Raw genomic sequence first — 16,888 nt, forward strand, 5'->3', positions numbered from 1 at the left:
GTCCGTACCCCCTGGCCAGCGGTCGGGGACCCGACCAGGTCAGGCGCCCCGACTGCCGGATCAGGTCGAACACCGGCCCTTCCACGACGGCGAACCACTCGCTCCAGCGGCGTCCCGGGTGAGTGCCGTACCAATGCGGCTCCCCGGGAAGGACCACCGTCAGGGACGGACCGACGATGGATTCGGTCCGCAGGTCGGCGTGCCGGTAGTAGCCCTCCCCCTCGGTGACCAGCGAGATGACGGTGCCGGACAGGGAATGCAGTGGGCCGGGCACCAGCGGTTCGGCGTCGCTGACCTCACCGGCCAACAACACCCTGCCGAACGGAGTCGGGTCCTGGTCGGACATGGTGATCCGCTGGTATCCGCCCGGCATGGCGACACGATACTGCGCAAATAGGACCGCGTCGCCAGAACATTCATGGACCAGCCACGCTGAGCATTCCTTGGCCCGGCCCGCGTCTGCCAAGGTGATCATCATGACCCGAACAGACGATCCCGGGGCCGAACTCGTCACCGACGACCTGGTCGCCCAGTACCGCGACGAGGGCTATTTCATCCTTGAGAAGGTGATCGGCGCCGACGATCTTGACCTGTTGCGGAGTGCGGCACAGTACTCCATCGACCGTCTCGACGCTGCGATGGACGCCGCGGGCGTCGACCGGCTGGGCATCAACGCCAAGGGCAAGCGCTACTTCAGCAACATGATCTACCAGCAGCGCCCCGAGCTGCGGCACTTCATCTTCGGTCCGATCATGGAGGACATCTGCCGTCGGGTGCTCGGTGAGAACGCCTACCTCTTCTGGGAGCAGTACGTGATCAAGGCGGGCGATCCCGACACCACGTTCGCCTGGCACCAGGACTCCGGCTACGTCCACGAGAACCACACGCCGTACCTGACCTGTTGGATCGCCCTGGACGACGTCACCGAGGAGAACGGATCGGTCTACCTGCTGCCCTACAGCAGGTCCGGGATCCGCTCCTACATCAAGCATGTCCCGATCGGGACCGGTGACCAGGTCTGCTACTTCGGCTCTGATCCGGGAATGCCAGTGATCGTCCCGGCCGGGTCGATCGTGTGTTTTTCGAGCACGGTCATCCACCGCAGTGGCGCGAACCTGACCGATCGGCTCCGTCGGGTCTATCTGTTGCAGTACTCCCCCGAGGTGATCATGAACGCCGAGGGCACCCAGCCGCACGGATCCTTCGAGCCGTTCCTGGTCGATGGACGGCTGGCCGCCGACCCCGCGTGAGCTCTCCTGGGCCGGAGGAGACATTGCCGGCACGCTCGGGAGGCTCGTCAGCAGGTCGTGGGTGATGTAGAGGATCCCAACACCACGTCGTGCACCAACTGGTTGAACAGCTCGAGTACCTCGGCGCGGATCGACACATCGAGGCTCGAGATCGGCTCATCGGCGACGATCAGCTCCGGCTCGATCGTGCCGGCGCCCGGATCGCGCGAAGGCCCTGCCGGCGGGATGACGTGGAGGGCACGCTGACCGGTTGGGAGTACACCCGGAGGCTCTCGGCGAGGCGTTGCGGCACAGCCGTGACGTCACCGGCGGGACACCGATGCTGGTCACCGAGAACGGCATCGCCACGGGCGACGACACCCGACGGGTCGACTACACCGCGGGTGCGCTGAGCGGGATGCTCGGGGCGATCGAGGACGGTTGCGATGTCCGCGGTTACCTGCACTGGTCGCTGCTGGACCCGCCGCAACGAGCTGCCGCGGGTGGCCGAGCGTCCCGAGGCCGACGGCAACTTCCAGGACGCGGTCGCTCGGCTCCACACGCGGGCCTGAAGCCCCGGCCGAGGCCCGACGGTCCAGCCCTCAGGACCGGCCGGCTCCGCCGGTTCGGTGGTCAGGCCGAATCCGTGGCTGCGATGGATGTGATCGGTCGGCTGTTCGGTGAAGCGCGCCGCCGTGGTGAGCACCGGATGGTCGAAGAAGCTCTCCGTCCCGATGGGGAACTCCAGTGGGGTCCCGACATCGAGCCAGTTGCTGACATGCATCATCGCGATCATCGGCCGCGGCCGGTCGGTGTGGTTGGGCATTCCGGCGTGCCACAGGCGCACGTCGCGGATCATCACGCTGCCGCGCCGCATCGTCGGCTGGATCGGCGGGCAGATCTCCCGTCGGGCCTCGAGGGCTTCGGCCGGCACCTCGATGTCGCTCCCGACGCCCACGGTGACCTCGCGGTGGGTCCCCAGCCAGATCTCGGTCGCCCCGTTCTCGGCCGACACGTCGACCGTCGGAACGTTCACCACCAGCTGGGCCGCCGGGTGCGCCACCTCGAGCACGTCGGACGGCCAGAGGTGGCCGATGTCGGCATGGACCGGCTGCCGGGTGTCGCTGGGCAACGCAGTGTTCCCGCTGTACATGACATTTCGCATACCCGGACCGAGCAGCGCCGAGGTCACCGCGATGGCCTGGGGATTGCACAGGACGTCCGCGAAGAGGTACGGATGGAACGGCGGCGGATCCTGCTGGATGTTTCCGGCCGTCCAGTTGTAGGGAGCATCCGGGCGGGCCCGCAGGGCGACCAGGTCGCTCACCATCCGCTCGTGCAGCGCGTCGAGGTGATCCGGGTCGACGACATCGGCCAACACCACCACTCCGTCCAGGCGCAGGGCCTCCAACGCCGCCTTCAATCTGTCCGGCGACAGTCCGCCGCCCGCCCGGTCCGATTCCGGAACCTCGATGGTGATCACGGTTCTACCTATCCTCACGACGCTTGTCACATTCGCGGTCGATGATCACTTTGGCAGAGATAGAGTCGAAGCGGGAATGACCACACTGGCAGATCAATGTACGTTCTGACAGCTGCCGCGAGGCCCGCTGGCGCCTGGCGACGGCTGTTGGCATCATGTGCACCAGTCCTGTCGGGAGGAGGGGGCGGCATGGCGGCTGCCAGACGGCACCGGGCCGGCCGGATCCTGATCGGGATCGTCATCATGATCATCGTCGCGGCGATCCCGTTCGTGATCTTGAGCCGGTACGCCGGCGGCTGGGGTGTGCCCTACTTCTCTTTCGTCACCGACCGCGGCACGACCTGCGTGAACGACTTCACCGGTTACCACTGCGGCAATCTCACCCGGGCCGACATCGAGTGGTGGGGCGACATCAAGCTGCCGGTAGGCACGAAGTTGATCAGCTCGCACTACAAGTCGACCCACGACTTCACCCTGGACGCGCTGGTGGAGATCCCGGTGGCGAAGCAGAAGCCGACGCTACGATCCCTGGAGAAGTCCTTCGGCAAGTGTGTCGCCGACCATCCCACGGTGATGGACACCACCGGGCTGAAGAGGATCTGCGTCCGCGCCAACGACGCGTCGGAGGACAGCGACTCCTCCCGGCCGCTGGCCGACACGTTGTACGAAGTCACCAGCGCCTATCGCAGGAACGGCGCTCTGCTGGTCAACATCCACGAGGAATCGCGGTAGCCGTTCCCCGCTGTGGCGACGGGTTCCGGGGGCGGACACCCCCGGAACCACGACTCGCGGAGTGATCAGCTGATTGCGGTCAGCGCGCCGCGGTGCCCTCGACGTAGTCGTCGTCATGGCTCTTGACCCAGGCCATCAGATTGCGCAGTTCCTTGCCGACCTTCTCGATCGGGTGCTGCTCGGCCTGTTCGCGGAAGCGCTTGAACTCCGGCGCACCGGCGTCCTGATCATCAATGAAACGCTGGGCGAACGTGCCGTCCTGGATGTCCTTGAGGATGCCCTGCATGGACTCCTTGACATGATCATCGATAACCCGCGGCCCGGACACATAGTCGCCGTATTCGGCGGTGTCGGAGATGCTCCACCGCTGCTTGGCGATGCCGCCCTCATACATCAGGTCGACGATCAGCTTCAGCTCGTGCAGGCACTCGAAGTAGGCGACCTCCGGCTGGTAGCCGGCGTTGGTCAACGTCTCGAAACCGGCCATGATCAGGTTGCTGGCGCCGCCGCAGAGCACCGCCTGCTCGCCGAAGAGATCGGTCTCGGTCTCCTCGGTGAAGGTGGTCTTGATGCCACCGGCACGCAGGCCACCGATGCCCTTGGCGTAGGCGAGGGCCAGGTCCCAGGCCTTGCCGCTGCCGTCCTGCTCCACGGCGACCAGGACCGGAACACCGCGGCCCTCGGCGTACTCCCGGCGGACCAGGTGGCCGGGTCCCTTCGGTGCGACCATGGCGACGTCTACGCCCTCCGGGGGCTTGATGTAGCCGTAGCGGATGTTGAAACCGTGGCTGAAGAAGATCGCGTCGCCCGGCACCAGGTTGGGGGCGATCGCCTCCTCGTACACCTTGCGCTGACTCGGGTCCGGGGTCAGCACCATGATCAGATCGGCTTCCTCGCACGCCTCGTACGGGGTGAGCACCCGCAGACCCTGGGCCTCGGCCTTGGCGCGGCTCCGGCTGCCCTCCGGAAGGCCGACGCGTACGTCGACGCCCGAGTCGCGCAGGGACAGCGCGTGCGCATGCCCCTGGCTGCCGAAGCCGAGGATCGCGACGTTGCGTCCCTGGATCACCGAGAGATCGGCGTCGTCGTCATAGAACATTTGTGCGGGCACTTGGTTCCAACTCCTGAAATTCGTTCGGTTGAGGGTGTTGCGTCGGCACCGGAATCGTACGACCCGGCGTCGGCTGATCCGGCCACGGTGGTCGGATCAGGAGATCGCGCGGATGGCCTTGTTCCGGTCGCCGCCACGATCGCCGGAGCGGTCCGCCCTGGGCGTGCGATCGGTGATCGACCGACTGCCGCGGCCCAGGGCCACCAGCCCGGACTGCACCAGCTCACGGATGCCGTACGGTTCCAGCATCGCGAGCAGGGAGTTGAGTTTGTCCGGGTTCCCGGTCGCCTGGATGGCGATGGTGTCTGCGGTGACGTCGACCGACTTCGCCTTGAAGAGCTGGACGATCTCCAGCACCTGGCCGCGGGTCTGCTGGTCGGCGCGCACCTTGACCAGGATCAGTTCGGAGCGGATCGAGTCCGGGTCGAGCTCGACGATCTTGAGGACCTCGACCAGCTTGTTCAGCTGTTTGGTCAGCTGCTCCAGCACCGCGTCGTCGACGTCGGTGGCAATGGTGATCCGTGAGGTGTCCGGGTGTTCGGTCGGCCCGACGGCGAGCGAGTCGATGTTAAAGCCCCGCCGGGAGAACAGTCCGGCCACCCGGGCGAGCACACCGGGTTTGTTCTCGACGAGAACCGACAGCGTGCGACTGGTCACAGCTCGTCCCCTTCCCAGTTCGGAGCAAGATCACGAGCGATCTTGATCGCGTCGTTGCTGGTGCCGGCAGCGACCATCGGCCAGACCATCGCATCCTTGTGCACCACGAATTCCACAACCACCGGCGCGTCGTTGATCGAGAGCGCCTTGTCGATCACCGAGTCGACCTCGTCCGGCGTCTCGGCCCGCAGCCCGACACAACCCATCGCCTCGGCCAGCTTCTGGAAGTCCGGAATCCGGTTGGTCTTCAGATCGGTGTTGGAATAGCGGCCCTGATAGAAGAGGGTCTGCCATTGCCGGACCATGCCGAGGCTCTGGTTGTTGATCACCGCGATCTTGACCGGGATGCCTTCCAAAGCACAGGTGACCAGCTCCTGGTTGGTCATCTGGAAGCAGCCGTCACCGTCAATACACCAGACGGTGGCGTCGGGCTTCCCGACCTTGGCACCCATCGCGGCGGGCACGCCGTAACCCATCGTGCCCAGGCCCCCGGAGTTCAGCCAGTGCCCTGACCGTTCGAAGGGTAGGAAGTGTGCCGACCACATCTGGTGCTGGCCGACACCGGTGACGTAGTACGCGTCCGGACCGGTCAGCTCACCGATCCGCTGGATCACGTGTTGTGGGGACAGGGTCCCGTCCGCCGGCTCGTCGTAGCCGGTCGGGTAGCGGGCGGCGAGGTCGTCCAGGTAGGCCTTCCACGGACCGAAGTCCGGGAGCGGGCGGTCGGCCTGCAGCACCGTGGTCAGCTCGGTGATCACCTCGGTGCAGTCACCGACGATCGGCACGTCGGCCTGCCGGTTCTTGCTGATCTCCGCCGGGTCGATGTCGGCATGGATGACCTTGGCACCCGGAGCGAACGAGGCGAGGTCGCCGGTCACCCGGTCGTCGAACCGGGCGCCGAGGGAGATCAACAGGTCGCTTCGCTGCAATGCGCCCACGGCGGCGACCGCGCCGTGCATGCCGGGCATGCCGTAGTTGAGCGGGTGGCTGTCCGGCAGGGCGCCACGAGCCATCAGCGTGGTGACCACCGGGATGCCGGTCAGGTCGACCAGTCGGCGAAGCACCTCCGACGCACCGGACTTGACCACGCCGCCGCCGACGTACAGCACCGGATGCTGGGCGGCATTGATCAACTTTGCCGCCTCCCGGATCTGCTTGTTGTGCGGTTTGGTGACCGGACGGTAGCCCGGGAGGTCCAGCCGCTTGGGCCAGCGGAAGGGTGCTGTGCCCTGCAACGCGTCCTTGGTGATGTCGACCAGCACCGGACCGGGCCGACCGGTCGCCGCGATGTGGAACGCCGCGGCGATGGCGTGCGGGATGTCCTCGGCCTTCTTCACCAGGAAGCTGTGCTTGGTGATCGGCAGGGTGATGCCGGTGATGTCGGCTTCCTGGAAGGCGTCGGTGCCGATCGAGCCGGAACCGACCTGGCCGGTGATGGCGACGATCGGGACCGAGTCCATGTGCGCATCGGCGATCGCGGTGACCAGATTGGTCGCACCGGGGCCGGAGGTGGCCATGCAGACGCCCACCTTGCCGGTGACCATCGCATAGCCCTCGGCGGCATGTCCTGCGCCCTGCTCGTGGCGGACCAGGATGTGCCGTACGGCCTCGGAGTCGTAGAGCGGGTCGTAGGCGGGGAGGATCGCTCCCCCGGGGATCCCGAATACGACGTCGGCCCCGACACGTTCCAGCGACCGGACCAACGCCTGCGCTCCGGTCAGGGCCGCTCCCGCAGTCGCGGGGTCGGCCGAGCTGTTCTCGGACCGCTCCTCAGCCATGTCCAAACTCCTGCCTCGGTGGATGTGCCACGTTTTCGGTACACAGCTCCGTACAAACAAAAACCCCCGCCGCCGTTAGGCAGACGAGGGAGCGCGTCGGTGTGGAGCCTTGCTCAGCCGGCGCGCTTTCTGAGTACGAGAATCGTGGATGCATTACGCACGGACCTAGCGTGCGCCCAACTACCTGGCGATGTCAACTTCTGATACCACCCGTCTTGCTATCTGGTCGCCCGGCAACCGGTCCTCGGCGCGGCCGACTTGCTCGACGTGGCCAGGGTACGGATGGGGACACGCCGGAGCCATCGGTCTTGACGAGCGAGGCGGCCCGCGGATAGACCTGAAGCCTGCCTAGACGTGACGACAGGGATCAACTGGCCAACGACGTGATCGCCGGCGAAGACGACGAAGCGGAGGATCCATGCACCGACGCGGTTCCGGCCGAGGACGGTTCAGGAGATCGTTGCTGTGCCTGTTCCTGGGATTGTGCTGCGTACTGACCGCCTGCGGGGGTCCTGATCCGCGTCCCGGCGTGTCGCTGATCCTCAAGACCCAGACCAATCCCTACTTCGTCGCCATGAAGCAGGCAGCGCAGGCCGAGGCGGCGCGTCAGGGGGATCCGACTGTCGGTGGCCGCCGGAACCCAGGACGGCGACACCCAGAACCAGATCAACGAGATCTACACCGCGATGGCCCGTGGGGACAAGGGCATCCTGGTGACGAGCAACGGCAATGCGATCAACGCAGCGCTCCGCCAGGCGCAGGAGTCGGGGCTGTATGTCAGTGCGCTGGACACGCCCCTGACTCCCGTCGACACCGCCGACAACACCTTCGCCACCGACAACCACCAGGCCGGCCTGTTGATCGGTAAGTACGCCGCCGCCCGGCTCAACGGTCAGAAGGCGACGATCGCCATGCTCGACCTGTACAACGACCAGGTGGTCGAGGTGGACACCGCCCGTGATCACGGATTCCTCGACGGCATGGGCATCCCGAACGATCCCCGGGCGATCAACGGACTGGAACCCAAGTCCGGCCACTACAAGGGCGGCAAGGGCGGCGACTACCGGATCGTCTGCCATCGACCGACCCAGGGAGCGATCGACGGCGGCCGGCAGGCCATGGAGCAGTGTCTGTCGGCCAATCCGAACATCAACGTCGTCTATGCGATGAACGAACCGGCCGGCGAGGGCGCCTATGCCGCACTGCGGGCGGCCGGCAAGGCGGACAAGGTGTTGTTGGTGGTGATCGACGGCAGCTGCGACGGGATCGAGATGGTGCGCAGCGGTGAGTTCGACGCCGACGCCGTGCAATACCCCGGCAAGATGGCACGGCTCGGTGTCGATGCCGTCGCGAAGATTGCCCGCGGTGGCGCGCCGCCGCCGAAGAGCAAGGGGAAGGACTTCTACGACACCGGCACTGCCCTTGCCACGGCACATCCGGTGGACGGTGTGGACAGCCAGACACCGGATGAGGCTGCGAAGAAGTGTTGGGGCTGACGACCGGCCCGCAGAGCAGAGCCATTCACAGCTGACGCGTTCTGAGGACGTGCGGCGGCGGAGAGGAAGCCGATGACCACCCAGGTAGAGAATCCGGCCAGCGTGGAGGATCTGCTGAGCCGGAGGCGCAGCCCGCTGGAACGCATCCAGCATCTGCTGCACGGCAGTCCGGCGCTGAGCCCGTTGATCGTGTTGATCGTCGCGATCATCGTCTTCGGCATCGTTTCCGAGGGCTTCCTGCGGCCCCAGGCACTGTCCCTGCTGGTGCAGCAGATGGCAGTCGTCGGCGCGCTGGCCGCGGGCCAGACCTTGATCATCCTGACCGCCGGTGTCGATCTTTCCATCGGCATGGCGATGGTGCTCGCCTCGCTGGTGATGGCCAAACTCAGCTTCGACGGGGTGCCGGGCGTGATCGCGTTGTTGATCGGCTTCGCGGTCGCGGTCGCCACCGGCCTGTTGAACGGGTTCCTGGTGACGCGCATCAACCTGCCGCCGTTCATCGTCACGCTCGGCACGTTCTCGATCTTCACTGCGATCTCACTGCTGTACGCCCAGGGCCAGACAGTCACCCTGAATCCCGACGCCTTCCTGCTGGTGACCGGGACCAGTCTGCGGCTGGGACCGGTCAGCGTCACCTGGGGTGTCCTGCTGATGCTGTTGTTGTTCCTCGTCCTGGGCTTCGCCTTACGCACGTCGGCCTGGGGACGCCATCTGTACGCCACCGGTGACGACCGGGAGGCGGCCCAACTGGCCGGCATCGCGACTCGGCGTGTGTTGTTCAGTGCCTATCTGGTGGCCGGCATCTGCGTCGGCGTCGCCGCCTGGATCGTCTGCGGGCGGGTCGGCGGTGCGGACCCCAACGCCGGTCTGAACTACAACCTGTTGTCGATCACCGCCGTGGTCATCGGTGGCACCAGTCTCTTCGGCGGCCGCGGTTCGGTGGTCGGCACCCTGATCGGTGCGTTGATCGTGCAGACGTTCAACAGCGGCCTCGCCCTCGCCGGCGTCGACCCGAACTACCAGGTGCTGGCGACGGGCATTCTGGTCATCCTCGCTGTTGCCATCGATCAGTGGATCAGGAGAGTGAAGGGCTGATGAACACAGCAACCGCTCCCGAAGAACAACGCGCGGCCACGGACGAACGCCCGGTCCTCGAGGCGTCCGGGCTGGTCAAGCTGTTCGGCCGGGTGGTCGGCCTCCGCGGGGTCGACCTGCGCCTGTATCCCGGTGAGGTGTTGGCCGTGATCGGCGACAACGGTGCCGGCAAGTCCACCTTGATCAAGTGCCTGTCCGGTGCCCTGCAGCCGGACCAGGGAACGATCATGATCGACGGTCGCCCGGCGCGTTTCAGCAGCCCCCAGGATGCGCGCGCGGCAGGGATCGAGACCGTCTACCAGAACCTCGCCGTGGCGCCGGCTCTCGACGTGACCAGCAACCTGTTCCTGGCGCGGGAGATCCGCCGTCCGGGGGTGTTGGGTTCGGTGTTCCGGATGGTCGATCGCCGGGCGATGCGCGAGCACGCCCAGCAGTTCATCTCCGAACTCGGCATCACCACCCTGCAGAACATCGACCAGGCGGTCGAGACGCTGTCCGGTGGTCAGCGCCAGGTCGTTGCGGTGGCGCGGGCGGCCGCCTTCGGCAGCAAGGTGGTCATCCTGGACGAACCGACCGCCGCGCTCGGCGTCCGGGAGACGGGTCAGGTGCTGAAACTGGTCCGGGACCTGCGGGACCGTGGGCTGGCCGTGATCCTGATCAGTCACAACATGCCGAATGTCTTCGAAACCGCCGACCGGATCCACATCCAGCGCCTCGGCGGCGTCGCCGGCGTCATCACCCCGCAGAGCCACAGCATGGAGGAGGCGGTTGCGATCATGACCGGTGCGCGGACCCTCGAGCCCGACGAACAGACCCTCCGCTGACGGGAAGCAGATGATCATCATCGTCGGCTACATCCCCAGTCCGGAAGGTTCGGCCGCCTTCGAACAAGCCCGCGAACTGGCGCGCGGCGGGCACGATCTGGTGGTGATCAACACCGGTCACCACGGGAACAACGCTCATCCGAACTTCGCCTCGGCGCAGGATCTCGATGCCGTCGACGCGGAACTCACTGAGGCGGGGATCAACCACGAGATCCGCCAGCCCGCCGGGCGGACATCGGCCGCCGAAGTGATCCTCGCGGCAGCCGACGAGCTCGACGCCGGCCTGATCGTCATCGGGCTGCGTCGCCGCAGCCCGGTGGGAAAGATCATCTCCGGCAGTACGGCCCAGGCGATCCTGGTCGACGCCCGCTGCCCTGTGCTGTCGGTCAAACCTGGGCAAGCCGTCCTCAAGCCGTAGCCCGCCGCCGGCATGCCGTGGCCATGGCCGAGGCTGCCTGATGCCGGATCTCGGGACCCCGGCGGTAGGTTGTGATCATGGAATACACGACGCTCGGTGGCACCGGTGCCACCGTCAGTCGGCTTGGCTTCGGCGGTGCGACGCTCGGATTGGCCAACTACGTCGAGGAATTCGACCCCGCCGACGCCGCGACCCATGCGCGGTCGGTATCGGCCATCGAGACCGCGTTGGACGCCGGTGTGAACTATTTCGACACCGCCCCCGGCTACGGCGCCGGGATCAGCGAGCGGGTCTTCGGCGAGGCGCTCCAGGGTGTGACCACCGTCGGTGATCACCGGCTGTTCGTCGCCACCAAGGTGTCACCCCAGACGGCCCCCGATGATCTTCGGGTATCGTTGGAGAGCAGCCTGGAGCGGCTCCGGCGTGACCGGATCGAGTTGCTGCAGCTGCACGGATCGTCCTACAGCACCGAGGACGTCGACCGGCTGCTGCGCCCGGGCGGCCTGGTCGAGCAGTTGGTCGCGGCCCGCGACGAGGGGCTGATCGGGGCGGTCGGATTCACCTCGGAGGACACCAACGACGGCGTCTACCGGCTGATCCGCAGCGGTGCGTTCGACGCCGTGCAGCTGTGCTACAACCTGATCTACCAGCATCCCTACGATCCGTCCCGACCGTACGGGTCGATGATCGTTGCCGAAGACCGCGGGCTGGGCATCATCACCATGCGGACCTCGACATCGGGCATCTTCCAGCGTTGGGTGCAGGCGGTCAACCCGAACAACACCTTCGACTACACGCCCGCACTGATCCAATTCGTGCTGTCCAATCCCCTGGTCGACGTCGCACTGGTCGGGATGCGCACACCTGACGAGGTCCGGGCGAACGTCGCACTGGTGAACGACAGATCCGGCCGAATCGATCTCGGCCGGATGCACGAACGCTACGTCCGCTGATCAGCGACGCAGCAGCTCGCGCCCGGTGATCTTGGACTCGTCCAGTTCGATCCCGAAGCCGGGCCGCCGAGGCAGCGCGAAGGAGCCGCCCTCCGGGACCAGCGGATGCTTCTCGAAATGGTGCCGGTTGGGCATGATCCGATAGAGATACTCCACCTTCGGGCAGGTGGCCGGGCTCTGGCTCGCGACAACGTGCAACGCGGCGTGCAGCCCGTGGCCGTGCGGGATCACCGGCACGGTGAACGAATCCGCGAGCGCACAGATCCTGACCAGTTCGGTGACTCCCCCACACCATTCCGGATCGCATTGCAGGATTGACAGCGCACCGGACTGCAGGAACGGCAGCACGTCGGGCCGGTCGTAGAGGTGTTCGCCGGCACTGAGCGGCTGACCGGTGCTGCGGTGCAGTTCGACGAACGCATCCACCCGGTTCGGCAGGAAAACTTCCTCCAGCCAGGTCGGACGCAGATCACGGACCCGTTCGATCCAGGCCCTGGCGAACGCCAGATCCCAGCCCATGAAGGCATCGAACATGATCGGAAAGTCCGGGCCGACGGTCTGCCGGACGGCCCGCGCCAGTTCCACGGTGCGGCTCAGGCCGTCCGGCCCGTCGCCCGGACCGTCGGCGAAGAACCACTTCTGCCCGTCGAATCCGGCGGCCTTCAGCTCGGCCGCCGTTGCGGCGACCGTCTCAGGTTCCAGCGAGGTTCCCAGCGTGCTGACGTAGGCCGGGATCCGGTCCCGCGACGCGCCACCGAGCAGCTGCCACACCGGGGCCTCGTACACCTTGCCGCGGAGGTCCCACAGCGCGTTGTCGATGGCGCTGATGGCGATCTTGAGATGGCCGTGTCGGGCATGCCGGTCGAGCCGTTCCAGCTTGTCCCAGATGATGGTGCCGGCCAGCGCATCCTGGCCGACCAGGAAGTCGGCGTAGCGGTCAAGGATCGGCCAGGCGGCCTCGTAGTCGATCGGGCCGTAGTAGCCGCTGATCCCGTGGTCCGTGCTGATCCTCAGGTAGAGCGAGCTGAGCTCGGCGGGCCGGTCTGCCGGCGGCTGCTGCATCGGCGGCCGGTGCTCGGGATACAGCGTGATCGGCCGGACCTGCTTCTGCCGGCCACCCTCCGGCGGTTCGGGATGAGCTCCGGTCACAACCTCGATGTCAACGGCGGTGATCTTGATCGTACGCAAGCCAGCAGCCCCTCTCCGATTCAGGCGATGTGATCAAACCTGTTGATCATCCGGCGACGGCCCTGGCCAGCGGGGACGGGAATCTCGGCATCACGATCTTTCCGTCCAGCCAGGCGGTGAGCCGCTCAGCCTCGGCATTCACCATAGCCTCCGCGCCGCGGCCGATGTCCTCCAGGTGGTGGACGACGACGACCCCGTCCGGTTCCTGCCACCAGCCGCCGACGATCCGGCCCTCGCACCAGATGGTCGGACCGGCGTTGCCGTTGCTGTCGTAGACGAGCTTCTTGTGATCTCCGAGATACCAGGACCGGTCGGTCCAGCCCATCGGCGTCGGGTCCAGGGCGGGGAGCAGTGCAATCCACGGCTCGACCGGGTGATCCTCCAGAACCTCGTCAAGATCATCGCCGAGCAGATAACCGGTCACGCCGTCAAGGTCGACTTCGACGAGGTCGAGTTCGGCCAGCGAGCGTTTGACCGCGGCAACCGTCGACCCGAGCCACCATCTGATGTCCTGTGCAGTGCCGGGTCCGAAGGCGCTGAGCCAGCGACGGACCATCCGCCGATGAGCGACAGCAGCCTCGGTGGGTTCCCAGCCAGCTCCCAGCCACGACTCCATGGTCGTCCACCGCGGACGCGAGGTGTACCAGGCGCCCCGATTCGTCGCCCGCACCACCCTCCCCTCCGCCGACAGGATGGTCAAGATCCGCGGCGCGATCGGTTGTTCGGCCGACCACTTGCCGCTGCCGGAACGGACGGTGCGCTGCAGGATCGGCAACTCGTCCCTGAGTTCGGTCGAGGTGGCTTCACGGCCGTCGGCCAGCGCATCCAGCACCGCCGCCCTGGCCCGGCGCAGCCAGCGTGCCCCGTCCGAGGCCACGCCGCTCTCCTCGATCAGTTTGATCATCTTGCGCGACTCGGATCCGGCCACCCGCTCGCCCGCCGCCGGTTGCACATCACAAAGCTGGTCGCTGTCGATCACGAAGAGCGTGCGGCGCATGGCCAACTGCTTGATCAGCGAGCGCTCCTGATACAGCGCCCGATCAAGATCGGTGATGACGAAGCCCGGAATCCTGGCACGGGCGGACAGATAGACGGTCGCCGGGTCCGTGGCGTGCAGACAGACCAGATCCCGGGTCAATGCGCCGACATCGCCCGGCGGTAGCCCGACCAATCGTTGCCGTCGGGCCAGTTGTGACCTGCGCTGCTGCACACTGATCCGTTGCATGCCCGCATCCTGCCAAAGCGGCACCTGGTTCGGTCACCGGGCAGACAGCCGCACCGACCACCGGAATGTGCCCGACGGACCGACCACCGGACAGCTGCCCTCGCGCGCCGACGCCAGGTCGGCTGCCCGACCGACCATCGGTTCGATGCCGATCGACCGGTACGGCGATTGTGGCGGCCAGCCGCCGAGATTCCGCCAGACCATCAGGGAGCACAGCTCGGGCGATTCGGCACAGTCCCACTCCAGCTCCAGCCGATCGTCGCCGTCGATGATCACCGCCCGCCTGACGTCGGGCACAATGGCGCAGACGGCGGTGCCGTCAGCCGCACTCAGTCGATCAAGCCCGGACGGCCACCACCGCTCGGGATCCAAGTCGTCGAGAACGGTCATCCGTTTCGCGTCCGGAATGTCGAGCACCGCCCGGCTGCTCACCGCGAGCAACGCATGCAGGGCGTGCAGGAATGATGTTCCGGGTCGGCCGTCGATTCGATAGGTGATCTCCGGCGCCGGACCGTCCGCGATGGTGCGCCGGAGTGTGCCGTTGCCCGGGATGTCGACCGCAGCAGAACGGTTCGTACCCGACCATGGCCGGGACCAGGCGTCGCCGTGATCGGGCAATCCACGAATCGTCGGAAAACACTCCTCGGCGCCGCCGGCATCGATGAAGGCCGCGCCGGGCCGGGCACGATGGCGCTCCGCGGCCGGTACCAGCGGGTTCTGCCACAGCCACTCGCGGTCCCCGGCCCGCCAGGAGGTCCAACGCCCACCGTGGCCGAGATCGACCTGCCAGTCGAGAGGCAGGCAGCCGCGATTGATCACCTCGCTCCGTCCGCGCCGTCCCATGCGGCGCCGGGCCGGTCTGTCACTTGTTCACCCCTACCAGCAGCCCGGAGACGAAGTGCCGCTGGAAGGCGAAGAAGACGATGGTTGTCGGGATCGCCGCGATCAGTGATCCGGCAGCGATCACGTTCCACGAGGAGCTGTAGCCCCCCTGCAGGTTGAGCAACGCTGCGGTGATCGGAAACTTCGTGTCGGTCCGCAGGACCGTCAGGGCCCACAGCAGGTCGTTGAACACCCAGGTGCTTTCCAGTGCGGCGAGAGCGGCCAGCGCGGGACGACACAACGGCATCACCATCGTCGCGTAGATGCGCAGATCACCGGCACCGTCGATCCGAGCGGCTTCGAACAGCTCGTCCGGCAGCGACCTCATGAACCCGTACAGGACGAAGGTGAAGAAGCCCATTCCGAAGCCGACCTGGACGGCGACGACGGCCAGCAGCGTGTCGTAGATACCCAGCAGCTCGCAGATCTTCGCCACCGGGATGAGCAGGATCTGCGGCGGCAGCAGGTTGCCGGCGAGCATGATCAACAGGATCGCCCGGCCGAACGGGATGCGATACCGGCTGAGTGCGAAGGCCGACAGCGAGGCCAGTAACAGCACGACGACCACCACGCTGACGGTGATCACGATGCTGTTGCCGAGAGCCTGGCCGATGCTGCCGTCGACCCACGCGGTCCGGAAGGCGCCCAGCGTGAACTCCCGCGGCCAGGACCCCAGACCGTTGCCGGCGATGTCGTCGAAGCTACGGATCGCGATCATGACCACGAAGACCAGCGGCAGGACCCACAGAACAGCGATCGGTGTCATCACGACGTGGAACACCCATGGGTGTCGTCGCCGTCGCACGCGCGTAGGCGGTGGCGTCCGCCCGGAAGCGATCGAAGTGGTGGCGGTCACCGGTCAGTCCTCCCGGGTGGCGCGAGCCAGGTAGGTGATGATGAAGACGATCGCCAGCACGAAGATCACCACGGCGATCGCCGATCCGTAGCCGAGATTCACCAAAGTGAAGCCGACCTGGTACATGTATGTGCTGAGCAGTTGGGTGCTGTTGTACGGACCGCCTCGGGTCATCGCCCAGACGATGTCGAAGGTGCGCAGCGAATCGATCACCGTGACGGCGAACACGACGGTGTTCACATTGCGCAGCTGCGGCATCACGATGTGGGTGAATCGTTGCCAGCGGTTCGCCCCGTCGACGGCAGCCGCTTCTTCCAGTTGCGGATCGCAGCCCTTCAGACCCGCCAGATACAAGACCATGATGTATCCGGCCTGCCGCCAAACCGCCGCGACCAGGATCGCACCGAGGGCCGTGCTGGGATCGGCCAGCCACTGGTGGTTGTTGGTGTTGATGCCGATCGCCGCCAGCGCGCCGTTGATCGGGCCGTCCGGCTGGTACAGCACCTGCCAGAACAGGCCGCTGACCGCCAGCGAAAAGACCATCGGCAGATAGATGGCGCTGCGGTAGATGCCGACGCCTCGTCGCGGTCGGTTCAGGGCGACCGCCAAAGAGAGACCGACCACGACCGAGATACCGCCGAACGCCACGATCCAGATGATGTTGTTCTTGATCGCGGTCCGAAAGATCGGGTCGTCGGTCAACAGGGTGCGATAGTTCTGCAGGCCGACGGGTTGGGCCGCGCCTACTCCGCTCCATTTCGTGAAGGACAACTGGAAGCTGTTGAACGCCGGCCAGAACACCCAGAACATCTCGACGGCCAACGGGACGAGGAGCAGCAACCAGACGACCGGCGGGACGCGTCGCGGGCCCCGGCCGTGCCGGGTACGTTCACCGGCTGGCGGTCGATGATCCTCGAGATCGGCCGGTACGGGTCGCGCGGATGCTGTGGCGCTCACGGTC

15 protein-coding genes and 3 pseudogenes are annotated in these 16,888 nt (G+C 66.5%); 8 read left to right on the plus strand and 10 right to left on the minus strand.

The annotated features are described in order from the left end of the window. Positions 1–112 precede the first annotated feature (112 nt). A pseudogene (locus GJV80_RS25030) lies at positions 113–478 on the minus strand (hypothetical protein); the annotation flags it as partial. Here GJV80_RS25030 and GJV80_RS10125 point away from each other — a divergent pair. Together GJV80_RS10125 and GJV80_RS25035 are read left to right on the plus strand one after the other, a co-directional pair. Continuing rightward, positions 477–1,250 carry a phytanoyl-CoA dioxygenase family protein gene (locus tag GJV80_RS10125; protein WP_154687793.1) on the plus strand — a complete coding sequence of 258 codons (774 nt, stop codon included), beginning with the start codon at positions 477–479 and terminating at the stop codon, positions 1,248–1,250. The pseudogene GJV80_RS25030 and the gene GJV80_RS10125 overlap by 2 nt on opposite strands. A gap of 319 nt (positions 1,251–1,569) precedes the next feature. Further along, a pseudogene (locus tag GJV80_RS25035) lies at positions 1,570–1,650 on the plus strand (hypothetical protein); the annotation flags it as partial. Positions 1,651–2,037: 387 nt separating this feature from the next. Here the strand turns inward: GJV80_RS25035 and GJV80_RS25040 are convergent. Further along, positions 2,038–2,742, minus strand: a pseudogene (locus GJV80_RS25040) (phytanoyl-CoA dioxygenase family protein); the annotation flags it as partial. Between the two features lie 159 nt (positions 2,743–2,901). On the opposite strand from GJV80_RS25040, the gene GJV80_RS10140 reads away from it, so the two are divergent. Then, positions 2,902–3,444 (plus strand): hypothetical protein, encoded by a 543-nt coding sequence (locus GJV80_RS10140; RefSeq protein WP_154687794.1) that lies wholly within the window; start codon positions 2,902–2,904, stop codon positions 3,442–3,444. Positions 3,445–3,523: 79 nt separating this feature from the next. On the opposite strand, the gene ilvC is transcribed toward GJV80_RS10140, so the two are convergent. The 3 genes from ilvC to GJV80_RS10155 form a co-directional block, all read right to left on the minus strand. Next, on the minus strand, positions 3,524–4,543 hold the full coding sequence (gene ilvC, locus GJV80_RS10145) for a ketol-acid reductoisomerase (RefSeq protein WP_154690174.1): 1,020 nt from the start codon (positions 4,541–4,543) through the stop codon (positions 3,524–3,526). Between the two features lie 108 nt (positions 4,544–4,651). Further along, positions 4,652–5,212 (minus strand): acetolactate synthase small subunit, encoded by a 561-nt coding sequence (gene ilvN, locus GJV80_RS10150; RefSeq protein WP_154687795.1) that lies wholly within the window; start codon positions 5,210–5,212, stop codon positions 4,652–4,654. Continuing rightward, positions 5,209–6,990, minus strand: a complete 1,782-nt coding sequence (locus GJV80_RS10155; protein ID WP_154687796.1) for an acetolactate synthase large subunit — start codon at positions 6,988–6,990, stop codon at positions 5,209–5,211. The genes ilvN and GJV80_RS10155 overlap by 4 nt, the downstream gene beginning before the upstream one ends. Positions 6,991–7,616: 626 nt before the next feature. On the opposite strand from GJV80_RS10155, the gene GJV80_RS10160 reads away from it, so the two are divergent. From GJV80_RS10160 to GJV80_RS10180, 5 genes are all read left to right on the plus strand, one after another. Beyond that, a complete protein-coding gene (locus GJV80_RS10160) occupies positions 7,617–8,486 on the plus strand; it encodes a substrate-binding domain-containing protein (protein ID WP_230208330.1) in 870 nt (289 codons plus the stop codon). Positions 8,487–8,558: 72 nt separating this feature from the next. Continuing rightward, positions 8,559–9,581 carry an ABC transporter permease gene (locus GJV80_RS10165; protein ID WP_154687797.1) on the plus strand — a complete coding sequence of 341 codons (1,023 nt, stop codon included), beginning with the start codon at positions 8,559–8,561 and terminating at the stop codon, positions 9,579–9,581. Continuing rightward, positions 9,581–10,405, plus strand: coding sequence for an ATP-binding cassette domain-containing protein (locus GJV80_RS10170; protein WP_154687798.1), 825 nt, complete (start codon positions 9,581–9,583; stop codon positions 10,403–10,405). Before GJV80_RS10165 ends, GJV80_RS10170 begins: the two co-directional genes overlap by 1 nt. A 10-nt stretch (positions 10,406–10,415) precedes the next feature. Then, complete coding sequence (locus tag GJV80_RS10175) at positions 10,416–10,823, plus strand: universal stress protein (protein WP_154687799.1); 408 nt, start codon at positions 10,416–10,418, stop codon at positions 10,821–10,823. A gap of 77 nt (positions 10,824–10,900) precedes the next feature. Further along, complete coding sequence (locus GJV80_RS10180) at positions 10,901–11,776, plus strand: aldo/keto reductase (protein ID WP_154687800.1); 876 nt, start codon at positions 10,901–10,903, stop codon at positions 11,774–11,776. Here the strand turns inward: GJV80_RS10180 and GJV80_RS10185 are convergent, their stop codons facing one another. From GJV80_RS10185 to GJV80_RS10205, 5 genes are all read right to left on the minus strand, one after another. Next, positions 11,777–12,964, minus strand: a complete 1,188-nt coding sequence (locus GJV80_RS10185; RefSeq protein ID WP_154687801.1) for an enolase C-terminal domain-like protein — start codon at positions 12,962–12,964, stop codon at positions 11,777–11,779. Positions 12,965–13,010: 46 nt separating this feature from the next. Beyond that, complete coding sequence (locus GJV80_RS10190; RefSeq protein ID WP_154687802.1) at positions 13,011–14,189, minus strand: winged helix DNA-binding domain-containing protein; 1,179 nt, start codon at positions 14,187–14,189, stop codon at positions 13,011–13,013. A 33-nt stretch (positions 14,190–14,222) separates the two neighbouring features. Next, the gene (locus GJV80_RS10195) at positions 14,223–15,008 is read right to left on the minus strand and encodes a hypothetical protein (protein ID WP_154687803.1); all 786 of its coding nucleotides are present in this window, start codon (positions 15,006–15,008) and stop codon (positions 14,223–14,225) included. Between the two features lie 43 nt (positions 15,009–15,051). Further along, entirely contained in the window at positions 15,052–15,837 is a 786-nt protein-coding gene (locus GJV80_RS10200; protein ID WP_154687804.1) for a carbohydrate ABC transporter permease, read from the minus strand. A gap of 93 nt (positions 15,838–15,930) precedes the next feature. After that, positions 15,931–16,884: a carbohydrate ABC transporter permease gene (locus GJV80_RS10205; RefSeq protein WP_230208331.1), complete on the minus strand. Its 954-nt coding sequence runs from the start codon at positions 16,882–16,884 to the stop codon at positions 15,931–15,933. Positions 16,885–16,888: the final 4 nt, after the last annotated feature.

Source organism: Microlunatus sp. Gsoil 973, from assembly GCF_009707365.1.
GTDB lineage: Bacteria > Actinomycetota > Actinomycetes > Propionibacteriales > Propionibacteriaceae > Microlunatus.

Excerpts from the sequence above, each read along its gene's own strand:
- GJV80_RS10155 (WP_154687796.1), bottom strand. The coding sequence starts at position 6,990 with ATGGCTGAGGAGCGGTCCGAGAACAGCTCGGCCGACCCCGCGACTGCG.
- GJV80_RS10190 (WP_154687802.1), bottom strand. The coding sequence starts at position 14,189 with ATGCAACGGATCAGTGTGCAGCAGCGCAGGTCACAACTGGCCCGACGG.
- GJV80_RS10180 (WP_154687800.1), top strand. The coding sequence starts at position 10,901 with ATGGAATACACGACGCTCGGTGGCACCGGTGCCACCGTCAGTCGGCTT.
- GJV80_RS10170 (WP_154687798.1), top strand. The coding sequence starts at position 9,581 with ATGAACACAGCAACCGCTCCCGAAGAACAACGCGCGGCCACGGACGAA.
- GJV80_RS10165 (WP_154687797.1), top strand. The coding sequence starts at position 8,559 with ATGACCACCCAGGTAGAGAATCCGGCCAGCGTGGAGGATCTGCTGAGC.
- GJV80_RS10125 (WP_154687793.1), top strand. The coding sequence starts at position 477 with ATGACCCGAACAGACGATCCCGGGGCCGAACTCGTCACCGACGACCTG.
- GJV80_RS10140 (WP_154687794.1), top strand. The coding sequence starts at position 2,902 with ATGGCGGCTGCCAGACGGCACCGGGCCGGCCGGATCCTGATCGGGATC.
- GJV80_RS10200 (WP_154687804.1), bottom strand. The coding sequence starts at position 15,837 with ATGACACCGATCGCTGTTCTGTGGGTCCTGCCGCTGGTCTTCGTGGTC.
- GJV80_RS10175 (WP_154687799.1), top strand. The coding sequence starts at position 10,416 with ATGATCATCATCGTCGGCTACATCCCCAGTCCGGAAGGTTCGGCCGCC.
- ilvC (WP_154690174.1), bottom strand. The coding sequence starts at position 4,543 with ATGTTCTATGACGACGACGCCGATCTCTCGGTGATCCAGGGACGCAAC.